We start from the raw sequence: 15,998 nt of genomic DNA on the forward strand, positions 1-15,998 counted from the left end.
TGAGCGTCGCTCAGTTCATACCGCCTAACCGCCACCATCGACCTCCGTGCCTAACACGGTATCTTATGAATCAGCGATTAAGCGATTTGGGAATCCTGAATGTCGATTGGTCCTAGGCCTCTGTTTGCCTGATGTGGTACGGGCGACTGCCTTACAACGCAAGTAAGCCAACTGCCATCCACCGCCCGGTCATAATCTTCGTGAAAGAGAGCGTTAACTCTCGATGGCTCATCAATGCTCGACATAATTGCGCTGGGCAGTGTAGCCAATATATTCAACTCATGGCCAGTTTCAGAAACGCTCCAGTCGCTGCCTTGATCTACGAATTCCTGTACGACGTCTACGGAATGATAGAAGTGGATCGGTCATATCTAAGCTGGCTTGCGGACGACAAGACGACACCACTCGGGGTTTTTGATCACGGATTCACGAGTAAGTGGGAATGGGGCGCCAGCATCCTCAAGGAAGTCGGAGCGATAGCCCCCATTGAGCCACCTCACTTGGCAGCACATCGGGACGATGCACGGCGCCGGATAGTTGCCACCCCATTCTACACGCCGGTCATGACGTTAAAAACGTGTCAAGCGACCGATTTTTCGGACTTTGAGACCTTCGATAACTACTGCTACGCGATGTTCACTCTCGATCAGCATGTGGTTTATGATGATCATCTCACCTTTGTATTTCCTCGATTTTTAGATGCAGTTGCTGCCAGGGACGATATTTTTGAAGTCGACGCATTTTCCCGCGTGACTTACAACAGGGACCGTTTCAACGAAAAGGTGATGACGCGTTGGGACGAAATGCAAATCCGTACATTTAAGGCCGCCTAAGACGGCCAGAGTGCCTGATGCTGGTACGTGCTTCGGTCAAATTCTCAGGAGCGGGGCAAGGCGGCTTTTGGCGCGAGCTGCTTTCGCAAACATGGCGACACTATCCGAAACGGCATAAGGCATCGTAGCCTAGTCAAGGTGCGAGCATGACAGCGCTTACACCTTTGGCATCACATGTTTGAGATATCGGGCTATAACAAGCAGCTCGCTCCCCCGAAAGGGTCTTATTTGCACGACGCTTTTGCGCGTGTCGGCGCTCTGCACCGATTCTGCGGAAGCTACGACGCCAGCGAACTGAGGCTGCAACTGGATATTTGGATGCCCACCGAACTCAGAGCTGTGGGCTGAACAACGACCGTCCAACGTCGCCGGTAGCTTCCAACCAAGACAGTACAATAGTGTAAGCGTCCGGTGAGGTAGCTTCGCGCTGACGGCCCGCCTTTACGTTACCGAAACGGCTCGTGCGTAACTTGGAGTTTGATCGCGTCAAAACAGCCAACATCGACGAATGCCCAGAACAACGAAACGGCTACTGGATAAACTCCGAGAGGTCGAAGCGCTCCGAGGTGGCGATCGCTCACCATCTCGAGGGATGCTGTCAAGATTCGGAAAGGGTATGGTGGCCTTTCTGCAGGATTATGTCCGTATTCTCGCGTATCATCTCTCCGTGGGGCCGTTTCCCCGCCTCAATAAAATCATTGCTGCAATCGGTCTAGCGGCGTCTGGTCCCAGAGTCCTGTACAAGGTTATTGAGGCGATCATTGCCGGCGAAGTCCGCAATCGCGGGCGGTCATTGCAACCGCGAAAGAAGAACCTTTCGAATTCTACATCATGACGCTCATTGTTGGCTTGGGGGCTACCTTCGTTACCGCCCTGGGTGTTGCCGCCTTCTTGGTCCTGATATTGAAGGGCCGCCCGTCGCGCAGCGAGTGATCTATTGCCGGCGCGACAGATACTATCGATCTTGATGCCGCATGCTCCACGGGAGCAGTTCTCCGATCCTGTTGATCGGATGGTCGGCGATGCGGGTGAGGACGTCGCGAAGATAGGCTTCGGGATCAAGACCGTTGAGCTTTGCGGATTGGATGAGCGACAGGATCGCCGCGGCACGCTCGCCGCCCTTGTCCGATCCGGCGAACAACCAATTCTTCCGGCCGAGCGCGATCGGCCGGATCGCCCGCTCGGCGGCGTTGTTGTCGATCTCGATGGTGCCGTCGTCGAGGAAGCGGCAGAGCGACGCCCAGCGGGTAACCGCATAGCGGATCGCCTCCGCCGTGCTGCTTGAACGCGGCAGTTCCGAAAGCATCTTGTCCCACGACCGACGGAGCGCCTCGATCTTCGGCTTAGCCTGGCTCTGGCGGACAGTCTTGCGCCTGTCTGGCGGTGCTCCGCGGATCGCATTCTCGATGTCGTAGAGGTCGCCGATCCGCACGAGCGTTTCCTCGGCGATCGGATGGGTTCCGGAGTTGGTGGTCAGGTCGAAGAACTTGCGGCGGACATGCGCCCAACAGGCCGCCTCCTGGACGGCGGCGGGTTTATCGGGCTCGGTTGCTTCGTAGAGGTCGCGGAACCCGGCATAACCATCGGCATGCAAAGTGCCGGAGAAGTTTGCGAGATGGGCCTTCGGGTGCTCACCCTTGCGATCGGGACTGTAGAAGTAGAAGACGGCGGGCGGCATCTCGTCGCCCCAAGCGCGACCATCGCGAACGTAGGTCCACAGCCGTCCGATCTTCGTCTTGCCCTTGCCGGGCTCCAGCACCGGAACCGGAGTATCGTCGCCATGCAGGCGGCTCCCGGCGAAGACGTGCGTGCGTAGTTTCGCGACGAGCGGCTCGAGCAGCGCACTGGCCTTGTCGACCCAATCCGCCATAGTCGAACGGGAAAGATCGACGCCTTCCCGCGCATAAATCTCTGATTGGCGATAGAGCGGAAGATGATCGCAATATTTGGCGGTGAGCACATGCGCGACAAGACCAGCTCCCGGCTTGCCGCGTTCGATCGGCAGCGACGGCATCGTCGCTTTGATGTCGGTGTCACAGCCCCTGCAGGTCAAACGCGGTTGAACATGGCGCACGACCCGGAAGGAGGCCGGCACATAGTCGAGCACCTCGGTGACGGCCTCGCCGTTGCGGATGAAGTCGGAACCGCCGCAGACAGGGCAGGCGCAAGCCGCCTGGTGCACGATCTCCTGTCGCGGCAGATGATCTGACAATGGCTGGCGGCTCGGTTTCGCCTTCTCTCGGCCGCCTGAGGTAGAACGGACCGAGCTCTCGATCTCCGCGTCCGCGGCTTCAATGTCTTCCAGCGCCAGCTCAAGCTGCTCGATCGAACGTTCGATCTTCTCCGACGAGGCACCGAAGCGGGCCCGTCGCAGAACTGCAAGCTGGGCCTTTAGCTTCTCGATTAAAGTGTCGCGCGAGCGAAGCTTCTGGCTTTGACTCGCCAGCTCCTCGGCCTGTGCGGCGATGATCGCGCGCAGGCTTTCGACGTCATCCGGCAAGCCGGCAAGGCGCTGTCCCATGGACGGAACGTATAGCTGATTTGACCTCAGCTCACCAGCTATCACAATGGAAAGATTGGATTTTTATCCTATGCGACACGCGTCGGTGCAGACATCCAGGACGGCCGCCGCCAGTCGATTCCTTCCCAAAGCATCGCCAGTTGCGCCGCCGTTAACCGGGCCGTGCCATCGGCAACCGAGGGCCACGGGAAGCGGCCTTTCTCCAGGACCTTGTAATAGAGGCAGAAGCCCTGGCCATCCCAGAACAGAAGCTTGATCCGGTTTCCGCGACGCCCGCGAAAGACGAACACCGATCCGGACGCCGGCTTTTGCCGCGGCGCCGTCTGCACAAGTGCCGTCAGTCCGTCGATCCCCTTGCGCATGTCGGTCACCCCGCGAGCGAGATAGACGCGCGCATTCCCACCCGGTCCCATCATGCTTCTTCCACCGACCGGATCAGGGCCTTCAGCGTTTCCGGCGCAATCGAGGCATCGACCTTCAGGATGCGGCCACCTTTGCAGCCGATCTCGATGCGCGACGGTTTCGCCGATCGTTTTGGTGCGAGCCATTCTGCTGCCGCGGCTCGATCCGTTTCGCCATCCGCATCCGACCCGATCAGCGCCACCGGCAACAGCGTCACGCCTGATCCACCCGGCGGCCTGTTATCCTGGCTAAGCTTCTTGCGCCAGGTGTAAGTTTGCTGCGGGAGGATGTCGTGCCGGCGGGCAATCTCGGCGATGCCAGAGCCGCTCGTCTCCACCTCGTCAAGAATCCGACGCTTGTCCTCGTGCGTCCAGATACGGCGGCGCTCGACGCCCGTCAGAATCTCAACTCGCCCCATAAGTTCACCCTTGGCTACGTCGCTACCTACGGAATTAGCGACGTAACTTCAGCGCCCTGGGCAAATTCTCAAAGGCTGCTTCACCGGACGCTTACACAATAGTCTCAGCCATGCTCTCACCAAGATCGTCAACGGCCATGCCAACAGCCAAGTCAGCGAGCTGATGCCTGGTCTATGCTCCAGCCTCCAACCGGACAGCCGTGGCCTAAGAACACCTCTTACAGTAAACAGTTCTTAAAAACCGGCAGAGATCAGGTTTCTGCGCTGTCAGCCACGGCAGCCCGAGCTTTGCACAGATGAAACAAACCTGAACTATCACCAGCGCCTTCGAACACATATTCATCGTCGAAGCATAGCAAATCACCAACTAGAATTCACACGGCACTGTCTCTAACTGTAGCAACTAATAGGCTGGCTATCGCCCAGAAAACTAACAACGCGAGAAACGTAACCGCAGCTTGTTCGAGTGGTTTCGGATATACTGAAGAGTCTGGGATCAGCGGGGGCACAATTACAACAACATAAAGCTGCTGGTTCGTCAATTTTCGCCTAGCCTCTTCCATGCTGTTTCTCGCCACTGTATACAGTTGCTCCGCAAATTTCTCCTTCAACTTTAATAGCTCGTAGTCTTTCAGGTGATCGGACAGCGCGCTCGAATCATTGCTCGTCAGAGACTTTTGCAGATCATCCAATTGCTTATTGATTGCGTCCAAATTAATTCTTCGATATTTTTCTCCCGGCTTATTCGCCGCGCCTGACAACTGAAGAGCTTTCAACTCTCCTTCCAGTTCTATTTTTTTAACTGTAAGTTCGGCAACTAGGGAAAGAATTTGCTTCGCTGTGTCTTGAGGATCAATCGTCTTGGTCCGTCTTTGAAAACTTAGAATGTCTGCCCTAGCCGTCGCCAACTCCGCCATTGCACGGTTGACTTCTCCTGCTGCGGTATCAAGCGCATCCTCCCTGTTCCGCCTAGATATGGTGTTGACTAGAACCTCGCTCTGTCTAGTCAGTTCCCGAGCCAACCAAAAAGCGTCGTCGGGTGTGTATCCCCGAACCTTTAGTGTCAAAATATTGGAAGTTGAGTCCACATAGGTGACTACGTGCTTTTTCCAGTACGCCCAGATGGACTCTAGGTCGTCGTCTGCATCCAGTCGGGAGAACCAGTCAATGCTAGCCTTACCAAACACCTGCCTTAGTTTAGGCTTGCCGCCAATATCAACGATCACGGATCGACTCTTCAAATAATCTAAGATGATCATTGAGTCTTGAGACGTTGCGGCTCCCCCCCCGATTCCAATCTTCCCGATTATGGATGTAACGGAGTTGCTGCTATCAAGCGAATCTTGATAGCTTGGCTCGTATGCCTCACGCACACTTAGTTTTGCTTCGGCCACATAAATATCAGAGGCAACCAGAGTATAGTATACTAGAGTTAACAGCGTTGGGAGCACGACCGTCAAAAGGAAACTTTTGATCAAAAGCTGATTCGCGCGCGATCGTTTCTCAATTGCGCTGGACTTGATAAATCGGAACGAGCCTCTTACAATTGGAGTAAGAGTTTTCAACGAACGGAAATACTCTTTTCGTCGCGCGATGCTCGTTTTTGCTTGGCTTTCAGTTGCAGGAACACTGTTAGGTTCGTCGCTCGGTCTTTGTAACGTCATTTAGATGTGTCGCTACTCACTTGCCCTGGGTCGTCCGTTTTTTGCAAACTTTCCTCGATAGCCTCTACAGCATATGAGTAGAGCGCGATATCCTCGTCAAGCAAATCCGAAGCGATTCCGATGTTCCTCAGTCTCTCAGCGAGTTCTTCAACTTCTGCAAACCCACTTAGCTCAAGTCCCGACGCGATTGGAGCTTCGACATACTCGTTCAACATGCCGCAAAACAAGTCAAAGTGGTTCCGCAAACCGACAACGTTAAACTTGGCTAAGTTGTCAAGTGCGACACTGACATTGCGACGTTGAACACGTTCATCCGGGGCAGTTCCGAACAACATTGTCATTGGCGATTGTAACTTCTTCCGCCCCTCATTCGGGATTCTGCGTAATGCGGAGAGTATTGATCTTGAGTTGCGAAAATCCAGATCCTCAAGATACGGTAACAGGTCAGCAAACCTCGCAATCGTCGGGCTGGCACGCACATTCTCTGACTGCCTCGTCGCGTGCGTTAAAAATATCAGCTTTTCTGCCAGCTCTGCAAACGGCTCCCTGAGCAGGGCCGCGGTCACAAAACCATTATCTCTAGCGATTTCACCATGCCGAATCCAATTCATCGAGCCCGTAAGGAATGCTGACTTGATGTTTGTTAAAGAAAGAAGCCCAGTGATCGTTTCGAGGGACAGCCTTTCTAAGACCGGATACGATTGCGTGAAAAACGACATGAGTTGCCTAACCAACGCAATTTGCGGGAACGCGCTGGAGTCAACGAGTAAAAGCTTTCGCTCGATATGATCACTAGCGTTAAACCGCTTATATATGGTTATGCCTGTCTCTGATTCAATCAGAGTGATGTCGTTGAGCTGATGCAGATCGGGTACATGCCTTTCATCGACAACAAACCCAGCTTGGCCCGTGCTATGCATCCCCAAATCGCGAAGGTCAGGTCTAAAGACGTTTGCGGTCAGAGCGAGCTCTTTTCGCCCGGAGGCCCTCACTAAAATCTCAGGTGTATCCCCAGGGTTGTCGCATATCACCCAGCCGCTGATGTATGCACCAGTGTCCTGATCTATGTGAAAATACATACTCTACCCACTCACGCCGTGTGATCGCGCACCAAGAGGGCAACGCCAGCCGCAATCGCCCACGCTATAAATGCCACTACACAGATTGAGACCGACATCAAAAGACGCTTTGGATAGAGCGCCTCCTCCGCCCTCCTCGGCTGGACATACGTAAGAAGATAGGACTTTTGTCTCTCATTATTCATGCGTGCAAGCTCATATGCGGTTGAAGTGCGCGCGTAATCCGACTGCGCAATCTTAAGTTCCAACGCAGTCTGAGCTAAAACTGCTGTGCGATCGGCTAGCGACTCTTCTGCGCCACTACCCTGCGAGAATTCTTCACTGGCAAGTCTTTTTTGGTACCGGTCGATCTCTTCCCGAAGTGACGCTGACCTGGCCCTCAGGGCGGTAAGTTGCGGACCGGCTTCAGCAGATCCCTTAGTCAGAGTGGCTATCTGCACATTGACCTTAGCCTCTTCAAGGCTAAGCGCTGTAAGAATCTCCGATTGGGCTTTTGCGCTTGTGTCGGCATCAATGATTCCTGCCGCGTTACGTGCATCGCGCATAGCCACAACTGCCCCGACCAACGTGGACTTCGATCGCTCTAGCTCAGCACTCGCCTCGGCGAGTGCGTTGATTTGGTTCCGGCCAGTTAGCTTGTTAACCATCTGCTCCGAACGTACTATGATTTCTGCCGCCAATTTCAAGCTTTCATCCGCAGAAAACGCCTTGACGCGCAACGTCATCAAACCGCTGGATCGGTCTATCGTCACGCTGACTTGTCGCTCCCAATACTCTAGAAGATCCTCCATGGTTGCGCCGGCTTTAAGCTCTGCGAAATAGTCATATGTACCAGGGCTAAAAATACGCCTCAGATCGAACTTCGAGCTAAGCTCGTCAATTACGGCGCGGCTTTGAATGTACTCCGCAATGATTGCCGCATCACCAGACTGACCACCGAAAAGGGTGGTTAGACCAGCAAGGGCGTCAACGGCACCGCGGTCAGCCGATTTCACCGCGAACCGTGCTTCCGAGACGTATTGGTCCGCGGCTATGAAGGAGTAGTATAAAATGGATAGCACCGCCGGTATAACAAAGAGAAGCGAGAAGCTGCCAATCAAATACCAGCGAAAGATCTTGTCGCTGCGTCGCGCTCTGAACCCGCCACCGCCACTGCTGACAGGTCTCGGAACTCGAGCCTTGCGCGCGACGCGACGCAATTCGATAGATATTGCTTCTGATCGCTCTCTCGCGGTCAAGCGCTTCAACTCGCCAGCGTTCTTGTTTTTTGCAGCGATCGGCGCCATTATTGCAGACTTTCTATTGATTCAGTTTGTTGTATAACTCTACGGCGTCATCGACATCAGAGAACTCGTGCATGACACCGTGAGCTAGGACAACCGCACGGCTGCAATAGGTCCGAATTGTTTCCATCGAATGCGAGATCATAATCACATCTGCGTGGTCGCGCCGCTTCGCGAACTCATCGTGGCATCGCTGCTGAAATCGTGAATCTCCCACAGCAGTGACCTCGTCAATGAGGTAGCATTCGAAGTCAATGGCCATTGACAGTCCGAACGCTAATCTCTGAGCCATCCCGGACGAGTATTTAAAGTACGGCTCGTCCATGTAAGAACCGATCTCCGCGAAATCCTCAACAAACTCGATGGCGCGCGCCGGATTTTGTCCATAAATTCGCGCGACAAACTGTACATTCTCGCGACCGGTCATTGCTGGATGAAGACCACCTGAAAACCCAAGGGGCCAAGACACCCTGGCTGAACGGGTTATCGCTCCTGCATTCGGCAAGTCGGTTCCGGCCAACATCCGCATCGTTGTAGATTTTCCAGCCCCATTGATTCCCAGAATTCCATATGAAATCCCAGCCCGGAAATCCATCGACACATGGTCAAGAATGATTTTTGCACCACCTTTTGTGCGAAAAAACTTAAATACGTTGTGCAGCCTGATCATCCTGTTAGTAGCTTTCCCCGCAAATATCTTTCGCCTAAAAGCCCGAACAAAAGGCAACCCGTCCCTATGGCTAGGAAGTAACCCTTCGAAAGCATATCGTCGCCGTAGCCATCATAGTATGCTGATCGCATCCATTCGATCGCGTGCAACAAGGGATTATACCACATCATGTCCCTCACCCCAGGCGGTAGGCTTGATGGAAGAACAAATATTCCAGAAGTCGCATACAGTATAAGCATAATAAACATAAAGGTAATGTTCCACATTCGAAATATCGATGACAGAACAACATTTAGTATTCCAAGTGAAAGTGAGAAAAAAATAATTGAGATCACACCTGAAGCAAATATAAACTCATCAAGGGGAATAAGATCAACGCCAGCAAACAGAGACGTCAGAAAACTAAGAATTATCACTATGAATGAGGTGATAAATTCTATTATTGCTCTAGCTACGATAACGTCAAATGGTCGCACGACTGGAAATAGAAACAGCGCGCGATTCATGTCGAGCGCCATCCCCATTGCCCGGGCCGGATAAAGGCAAAGAATGTATGCAAGAGCGCCACTTGTAACAAACACGACCGGATCGCCACCAATTGGAGCTAAACGATTCACGAACGCCATGATTGAAACAAGAACGATCAAGTGCGTGAATGGCCATGCAATTGCAATCAAGTAGCTCACATGAGACCGTCCAAATCGGGTACGCATATCACGCAACATAAGCGCGTAGATCACACCCAATCTGGCGAGCACCAAATTAGCTACAGAAATACGGCTCTGAGTATCGTCCATGCGCTCGAGATCGCCATGAGGCTCAGTTTGACGACTTTTGTACAATGTCAGGCGACCTAGAAGTCCCACACCCCAGCCGAAAGTCGGCCACGGACGAGTTGTGATTTACGGAGTAGTAGGGGTCCCGTAAAATAGCTTTGCTCCATGCCCGCCTCAAGCGATCGTAATCGCGTGGAAATACGTCATTTTCGTGGGCGACATCGAACCTCCGTGGAGACGTATCATCTGAGTTTAAGAGTACAACGTCAGGGCAGATGATGTGCCGCCTCCCCGCGATCCGCATCCTCAGCGAGAGATCGATGTCGTTAAGAATGCCCATCTCCAACTCTTCGTTGAATGCACCGCTCTGGACGAACGCCTCTCGCGGCGTCACCATACAACGCGAACTCACCGCAGAGACGTTATGCCTCACATTCAGTCGCGAAAAGTAGCCCGAACTATCGGCTGGAAAATTCGCGTGAGCGAAGGCAGCTGAGCCCCCTACTCCAACAACAATTCCCGCGCTGTGCACGGTAAAGTCGCTTTCGATCAACTTGGCACCGACACATCCCACGCCACTTTGTAGGGCCATCGCCGCCAATTGTCCAATCCACGACTTCTTAGCCGACTGCACCGTACCGGATACGAAGCAGAGGATTGTCCCTTTCGCTCTGTTGGCAGCTGTATTAACTGCGGCTGGCCAGTTGTCTGTGACCGGAATACACGATATCGACAAAGCTGCACAGTGATCCAAGTGGCTTAGTAGAGTTGAAATACTTCCAATGGCGGTCGGTTCGTGAAGGACAATCAACTCGATCACCGGACCATCCAGCGAACTGAGGAAACGCTGCACCTTCTCTGAAATATCCTGGGCTGTTGGCCGCAGCGACAAAATGACACTGACCGAAGCTGTTGCAGGGAGTGCAGGGCTCAATCTGAAAAACTGTGTCTTCGTTACTCGCTCCACAATCGCGTCGAGGCCCATTCTAATGCTATGCTCAGACAGCGCTCTTTTCGCCGACAGCAACGCATAAGGCTTTTGATCTCCGGCCCGCGCGACAGAGCCCGCAACGGCACGCCAATGATAGAGTACCTTAGGTATATGAACGATCTGATCAGATCCGAGGCATTCGACGAGCCTAAGATTTAGATCATAATCTTGGCTGCCCTCAAATCCAGTTCGCCAGCCCGACAGTGCCCTTATCGTGCTCGCGCGGTAGACCGTAAGGTGGTTTAGATAGTTCTGTGATCGGAGAAGATCGAAGGAGAAGTCCGGCTTGAAGAATGGCGAAAAACGCTTTCCGGCAGCCGTTATCTTGTCCTCGTCGCTATAGATCAGCTCAGCCTTTGGATGTTCTTGTATTGCGGCAACAATCTCGCTGATCGCATGTCTATGTAGCAAATCATCGTGATCCAACATGGCAATCCACTCGCCCGTCGCAAGTTCAAGCGCCGAATTGGTTGCAGCAGATATGTGGCCATTAACTTCACGGTGCGCGATTTTAACTCTACAGTCATCGCTGGCCCAATCCAATATTTCCAAAGTAGACTTCTTCGTCGAACAGTCGTTTGCTATACACACTTCGACATTAGTGTAGGACTGATTAAGAACGCTTTTTATGCAGTCGCGAAGAAAATTTGGATCAGTATTGTAGACCGGTATTAAAATCGATACCTTGGTATCAGCCGAACCTTCGTACCGTATAATTTCCTTTTCGTGCTTACGGACCCAGTGCGTATATTGGAATGCACCAACCATTTTGAGGTGCAGTGAGTATAGTCTCCTTAGTAATTTCATCGCGTACATACTGAATTGCTGTGCTTCAACGGCGCCGAACGGTTGTCCAATCAACATGGATGACCTTCCATTTTTTTCTACCGACTGCAAGTCCAGAAAGCAGCCCCTCCTGAAAGCCGGGCACCGACTCCGAAGCGCATGGCGTTCGAACCGACCCGGCGAATCTCTTGACTGCAGTGAGGTGGGAGGGGAGGAATCTGGCCCTCCCACCCTCAAACTCGATGTTGGATTTTTCTGAACGAACAGGCGCTCCTACCAATTTCTGATGGCGGCAATCGATAATATCCGATACATGGCGCACAAAGCGACATCTTGGTTACAGGTAGGTTCGAAATTGGAAGCTTCAGCAGAAATCGGCAACTATTGGGAGGAGTACTACAAGCACGCCTCTCCAAAGACCGCCCCCAGTTTGTTCGCAAAATTCGTGATAAATACGTACCCGGAACGGACATGCATTTTGGATATCGGATGTGGAGATGGGAGAGATTCTATCTTTTTTGCCACAGAGGGCAAGACTGTTGTAGGTATAGATGCAAGCGAGTCTGCAATTAGAGTCTGCAAGTCCAGGGCGGCTCAAATGAATGGCTCGTGCACGTTCGACGAGGCGGTCGTATCCAAAGATTATTTCAACACTCTTGACCTCGGCTTGGATTTTCGGGTCAGCCAATCAGTTATATATTCGAGGTTCTTCCTTCATGCTGTCGTCGAGGAAGTTGAGGACTGCTTCCTTGATTCCGCAATGAATTTTCTAGATAGAGGGGCGTTGCTCTGTATTGAGTTTCGTACTCTTGCGGACGCGGAGCTACGTAAAGTTGAGAAAGAGCATTTCCGCAGATTTATCTCGCCAACAATTTTAATGAACAAATGTCTCATGCGGGGAATGAATTCGCTGCACTTGCGGGTAGGCAGGGGCCTGGCGCCTTATGGCGACGAAGATCCAATGATCGCGCGCATGGTGTTCTCCGGACGGGTTTGAGATGCTCGCGACAGTTAGCCAGGAATCTAATCGAGAGAATTTACTGCAGGTCTATGCAGCCATAAAGGGCTTGGGTGCGTTTCCCTTCTTCGGTACCCTTCTCGGCTTGACGCGAGAAGGCGACATATTGATCCATGATGATGATGTCGATTTTTATGTTAATATGGTGCATCGCGCTACGATTATAAGGTTGATGCGCAACCTCGGATTTACGCTTGACGAAGGCACCTATCCGAATCACACGCCATACTTCTTGCAAGCTCAAAGAGAAATCCGCGGCGCAAGTACTTACGTAGATTTTTACTTGTACGAAGACAACGTTGAGTGGCAATTTATCCTTGATAGATGGAACTTCCTTGGCAATCCTCACACAGAGAAAGAGCATCTTCGCGTCGATAAAAGTATATTATTCCCGTTGGTGACAAGCGTATTTTTTGGCGTAGACATTCTTCTACCTGCAAAACCTGATAAATGCTGCCAGTTTCTCTACGGCGATGACTGGCGGGAGAGGAAATCAAAGGAAAAGGGCGAGTACAAAATTGTATTATACAATTATATCCCGGTATTGACCAAGCCTGACAGTCCAATAACTTCATTGCTCGCAGATAACGCGACACTCGAGCGCAAGAATAAGACCTTATCGCGGGAATGTGACAGACTTTCCGTCGGCCGTGATCATTTACTAAATGAAACCTTTGTTGCAGAAGACAAGATCTCGGATCTCGGTGCTAAATGCGAAGAGTTGCATAATAAACTGGCGGAAGTCGTTATCCAGAAAGAGGTCCTCGCCCAAGCCAACGATCAGCTAACTAATGCGCTCGATATGGCTCATAGACAGGTCGAAGTAAGCAAAGCGCATAGTGACCGCGTGATGAAGAATTATATCGAAAGCACTGTTAAAGAAGGGCTTTTGCTGGAACAATTAAGCCGAGTAACTCAAGTGGCGGAGGGATTGCAGCTTCGGTTCGAGGATTTGATCGCGCCACCAAGCACTTTGATGAGGTTTTTGATTGACGGTGGTTGGCCAATAGCATCGCATCTTGCCGTACGCATCGAATGTCGGAGGCTTCGCGGAGCCGGCTTTAACAGCGAGCTCTATCTGAAGAACAATACTGACATAGAGAATTCTGGAATGGATCCTGTGCTCCATTTCATTCGCTTCGGTAGGCGTGAGGGAAGAAGAGCAACGTTTTATTGATGCTGCCGCAGGCTAAAACGATCAGCACGGGGAATAATCTGAAATTCCTGACCTTGCAAGCAGTCGGCATCTCTATCGGCAGACATACCCACTAACGAGTGTAAAATGCGTGCGGGGACCCCGGTCATGCTGCTCGATGTTTCCTAAAAGGCTGGGATGGCAGTTCACGGATCTGGCGTTTGGACTTACTGTTGTCATTGGGCGAATTCGCGATCCGGCGTAAAGACCTGCGAAAAATTCACCCTCGCGGATCTTCGAGCATACGACCCCGTTCGAATCTATTGCCGGTTTGAGACCTGGACCACAACAAACTCACCGGTTGGTCGCGTCTCCGGCTAGCCCCTCTCAGATGTGGATGATCTCCATGGTCTGTTTGAGTTGTCCTCCGAATGTGTTTAGTCGCAGGTGGACAAATGTTCCGCAAGGGGGGGATTGTGACTTTAAACGAAAGTGACACAGCAGTAGTCGCGATCGCAGGTATGTATCTTTGCTACAATACTCGCGATAGCGCTTTCACTCACGCAATGCAGGATCCAAGAGCGCGGCTCGTGACTGATGCATCGTTTGAAGCATCTTGGCAGACGGGTGAGATCGAGCCGGAGGACGTCTGGTATCAAGCGAAAGGCTTAGGTTTACTCAGCCTGGCAGCGTTGCATTTTGCCCGTAATGGCATCGCTTTCAACTACTATGATATCGGTTCCAATATAGGCATGGCCGTGATGGCCGAGGCCATTTTTCAGCAGCGATGTAGGATCGGTAACCAGTTATTTGCCTTCGAAACCGGACCGAATTACGACCTGTTAGTACGCTCGATTGAAATTAACTCTCTCGCAGAGGTGATATCGCCTGCGAGGGCCATAATTTCAAGTGGAGAGGAGCACTCTGCCCCACGGGAAGCTCTTTCCACTCCTGTGACGAACTTAACTACTCATATTCTTGACGACATAATTCGAAGTCATCGCCGGGCTGGTGCCGTGGTCAAAATCGACGCCGACGGTGCCGATTTCGTCGTGATTGATGGACTCCGGAACACTATTAGTTCGATGCCTTGCGTTGTTCAGTTCCAGTATTGCCCCGAGATTATCGAAACTTACTCCAGCTCAATTGACGCGCTTATCGAGTTAGGACGAAATTGCGAGATTTGGGAAGTTGACGGAGTACGCTTGCGGTCAATCAAGTCCAGTACCTTGGGCTTTATGGAACTCAATGACAGACTTATAAGAAGCAGCGCCAAAGCAACAGACTTGCTATTAGTAACAAGGTCGGTTCCTCGGATCTTTGATATGCTTGAGAGGATGATTCACAACTGATCAACGTGATCATTGCGCCCGGGCGTAGCGATGACAACGGAGCTTCAAAGAGGTCCATCCATACCTGATTGGCAATTCCTCTTTGAAGCCGTGGTAGAGAATGCTAAACCGGATCTGCTTTTGGGTCCGCGCGGGTCTTCCACCACGCGTATGTGATGTTCAATCCTTGAGATAGTGAAACGGCTGGCTTCCATCCGAGCAACTCAGCTGCAAGCCGGGTATCTAATACGTTCATCCGAACATCAACTTTTCGTTGGGGCTCAAATAGAGTTTTTGGTCTGATGCCAAGCGATCTATTCATTTCGTCTAGGACACCAACGAGTGAAATGCCAGCCCCGGATCCAACATTCATTACGGGTTCCGTGCCCTGGTAGAGGCATGCCGAAATTATTGCCTTTGCCACATCTCCGACATAGATGAAGTCGCGCACCGCGCTTCCATCGCCCCAAATCACCAACGGACGTCCCGCCAAAACGTGTTCCATCGCCGCAGCAATGAATCCCTGCCCGCCCCGCGCTACTTGGCGTTCGCCGTAAGGATTTGATATTCGGAGGGAAATTGTTGCCATATCACTCGTATTACCTAGTAAGCGCAGATAGTGCTCACAAGCAAGTTTAGATATGCCATAAGCATTCTTCGGCCAACATGGATGGTTCTCTCTAATAGGCACATCCGAATCCATGCCGTAAACAGTTCCACCGGACGAAGCAAATACAAATCTCTTCACACCACTTGCGTCACAAGCCCTAGCCAGTTCGAGAGGCAACAAGATGTTCTCGCGCAGTTGCGACTCGATCTGCGCGCCGTCAGCCGGCACGCCACCAGAAACCAAGTAAGCGGCAAAATCGACGCCTCTTGTCAATGGCTGCAGCAATTCAATCCGATCTACAGATCCTATTGTCCATTCCAAATTAGGATGGTCAATCTGTGGCGGCGACCGATCAAAGACTCGTACTTTCGCGCCGTACTGCAACAACTGAGCGACGACGTGCCCGCCAATAAAGCCTCCGCCTCCAAATATGAGAAAACGCAGTCCCCGAAGATTCATTGTTTAGAATCACCCAATATTC

14 protein-coding genes are annotated in these 15,998 nt (G+C 52.1%); 4 read left to right on the forward strand and 10 right to left on the reverse strand.

What is annotated here, in order from left to right; translation table 11 throughout:
* The first annotated feature begins 281 nt into the window (after positions 1-281).
* On the forward strand, positions 282-833 hold the full coding sequence (locus tag BBX50_RS04545; protein WP_065774262.1) for a hypothetical protein: 552 nt from the start codon (positions 282-284) through the stop codon (positions 831-833).
* Between the two features lie 955 nt (positions 834-1,788).
* Here BBX50_RS04545 and BBX50_RS04555 read toward each other — a convergent pair.
* The 9 genes from BBX50_RS04555 to BBX50_RS04595 all read right to left on the reverse strand — a co-directional run bounded on the left by BBX50_RS04555 (position 1,789) and on the right by BBX50_RS04595 (position 11,501).
* Positions 1,789-3,354: an IS66 family transposase gene (locus BBX50_RS04555; protein ID WP_065774134.1), complete on the reverse strand. Its 1,566-nt coding sequence runs from the start codon at positions 3,352-3,354 to the stop codon at positions 1,789-1,791.
* A gap of 68 nt (positions 3,355-3,422) precedes the next feature.
* Entirely contained in the window at positions 3,423-3,767 is a 345-nt protein-coding gene (gene tnpB, locus BBX50_RS04560; RefSeq protein WP_348272270.1) for an IS66 family insertion sequence element accessory protein TnpB, read from the reverse strand.
* On the reverse strand, positions 3,767-4,174 hold the full coding sequence (locus BBX50_RS04565; RefSeq protein WP_065774136.1) for a transposase: 408 nt from the start codon (positions 4,172-4,174) through the stop codon (positions 3,767-3,769). Before BBX50_RS04565 ends, tnpB begins: the two co-directional genes overlap by 1 nt.
* A 374-nt stretch (positions 4,175-4,548) precedes the next feature.
* Positions 4,549-5,838, reverse strand: a complete 1,290-nt coding sequence (locus tag BBX50_RS04570; RefSeq protein WP_139108284.1) for a hypothetical protein — start codon at positions 5,836-5,838, stop codon at positions 4,549-4,551.
* On the reverse strand, positions 5,835-6,917 hold the full coding sequence (locus BBX50_RS04575) for a hypothetical protein (RefSeq protein ID WP_065774138.1): 1,083 nt from the start codon (positions 6,915-6,917) through the stop codon (positions 5,835-5,837). The genes BBX50_RS04570 and BBX50_RS04575 overlap by 4 nt, the downstream gene beginning before the upstream one ends.
* A gap of 11 nt (positions 6,918-6,928) precedes the next feature.
* Complete coding sequence (locus BBX50_RS04580) at positions 6,929-8,203, reverse strand: hypothetical protein (protein WP_065774139.1); 1,275 nt, start codon at positions 8,201-8,203, stop codon at positions 6,929-6,931.
* 13 nt (positions 8,204-8,216) lie between these two features.
* Positions 8,217-8,870 carry an ABC transporter ATP-binding protein gene (locus BBX50_RS04585; RefSeq protein ID WP_065774140.1) on the reverse strand — a complete coding sequence of 218 codons (654 nt, stop codon included), beginning with the start codon at positions 8,868-8,870 and terminating at the stop codon, positions 8,217-8,219.
* The gene (locus BBX50_RS04590) at positions 8,867-9,667 is read right to left on the reverse strand and encodes an ABC transporter permease (RefSeq protein WP_065774141.1); all 801 of its coding nucleotides are present in this window, start codon (positions 9,665-9,667) and stop codon (positions 8,867-8,869) included. The genes BBX50_RS04585 and BBX50_RS04590 overlap by 4 nt, the downstream gene beginning before the upstream one ends.
* Positions 9,668-9,689: 22 nt before the next feature.
* On the reverse strand, positions 9,690-11,501 hold the full coding sequence (locus tag BBX50_RS04595) for a glycosyltransferase (protein ID WP_065774142.1): 1,812 nt from the start codon (positions 11,499-11,501) through the stop codon (positions 9,690-9,692).
* 208 nt (positions 11,502-11,709) lie between these two features.
* On the opposite strand from BBX50_RS04595, the gene BBX50_RS04600 reads away from it, so the two are divergent.
* The 3 genes from BBX50_RS04600 to BBX50_RS04610 all read left to right on the forward strand — a co-directional run bounded on the left by BBX50_RS04600 (position 11,710) and on the right by BBX50_RS04610 (position 14,928).
* On the forward strand, positions 11,710-12,420 hold the full coding sequence (locus BBX50_RS04600) for a class I SAM-dependent methyltransferase (RefSeq protein WP_065774143.1): 711 nt from the start codon (positions 11,710-11,712) through the stop codon (positions 12,418-12,420).
* Position 12,421: 1 nt separating this feature from the next.
* The gene (locus tag BBX50_RS04605; RefSeq protein ID WP_065774144.1) at positions 12,422-13,618 is read left to right on the forward strand and encodes a hypothetical protein; all 1,197 of its coding nucleotides are present in this window, start codon (positions 12,422-12,424) and stop codon (positions 13,616-13,618) included.
* 548 nt (positions 13,619-14,166) lie between these two features.
* A complete protein-coding gene (locus tag BBX50_RS04610) occupies positions 14,167-14,928 on the forward strand; it encodes a hypothetical protein (protein ID WP_139108283.1) in 762 nt (253 codons plus the stop codon).
* 103 nt (positions 14,929-15,031) lie between these two features.
* On the opposite strand, the gene BBX50_RS29165 is transcribed toward BBX50_RS04610, so the two are convergent.
* Positions 15,032-15,976: an NAD-dependent epimerase/dehydratase family protein gene (locus BBX50_RS29165; protein WP_083213538.1), complete on the reverse strand. Its 945-nt coding sequence runs from the start codon at positions 15,974-15,976 to the stop codon at positions 15,032-15,034.
* Positions 15,977-15,998: the final 22 nt, after the last annotated feature.

It is taken from the genome of Ensifer sp. LC11, from assembly GCF_001695835.1.
Classification (GTDB): Bacteria; Pseudomonadota; Alphaproteobacteria; order Rhizobiales; family Rhizobiaceae; genus Ensifer.

Excerpts from the sequence above, each read along its gene's own strand:
- BBX50_RS04545 (WP_065774262.1), top strand. The coding sequence starts at position 282 with ATGGCCAGTTTCAGAAACGCTCCAGTCGCTGCCTTGATCTACGAATTC.
- BBX50_RS04555 (WP_065774134.1), bottom strand. The coding sequence starts at position 3,354 with ATGGGACAGCGCCTTGCCGGCTTGCCGGATGACGTCGAAAGCCTGCGC.
- tnpB (WP_348272270.1), bottom strand. The coding sequence starts at position 3,767 with ATGGGACCGGGTGGGAATGCGCGCGTCTATCTCGCTCGCGGGGTGACC.
- BBX50_RS04565 (WP_065774136.1), bottom strand. The coding sequence starts at position 4,174 with ATGGGGCGAGTTGAGATTCTGACGGGCGTCGAGCGCCGCCGTATCTGG.
- BBX50_RS04570 (WP_139108284.1), bottom strand. The coding sequence starts at position 5,838 with ATGACGTTACAAAGACCGAGCGACGAACCTAACAGTGTTCCTGCAACT.
- BBX50_RS04575 (WP_065774138.1), bottom strand. The coding sequence starts at position 6,917 with ATGTATTTTCACATAGATCAGGACACTGGTGCATACATCAGCGGCTGG.
- BBX50_RS04580 (WP_065774139.1), bottom strand. The coding sequence starts at position 8,203 with ATGGCGCCGATCGCTGCAAAAAACAAGAACGCTGGCGAGTTGAAGCGC.
- BBX50_RS04585 (WP_065774140.1), bottom strand. The coding sequence starts at position 8,870 with ATGATCAGGCTGCACAACGTATTTAAGTTTTTTCGCACAAAAGGTGGT.
- BBX50_RS04590 (WP_065774141.1), bottom strand. The coding sequence starts at position 9,667 with ATGGACGATACTCAGAGCCGTATTTCTGTAGCTAATTTGGTGCTCGCC.
- BBX50_RS04595 (WP_065774142.1), bottom strand. The coding sequence starts at position 11,501 with ATGTTGATTGGACAACCGTTCGGCGCCGTTGAAGCACAGCAATTCAGT.
- BBX50_RS04600 (WP_065774143.1), top strand. The coding sequence starts at position 11,710 with ATGGCGGCAATCGATAATATCCGATACATGGCGCACAAAGCGACATCT.
- BBX50_RS04605 (WP_065774144.1), top strand. The coding sequence starts at position 12,422 with ATGCTCGCGACAGTTAGCCAGGAATCTAATCGAGAGAATTTACTGCAG.
- BBX50_RS29165 (WP_083213538.1), bottom strand. The coding sequence starts at position 15,976 with ATGAATCTTCGGGGACTGCGTTTTCTCATATTTGGAGGCGGAGGCTTT.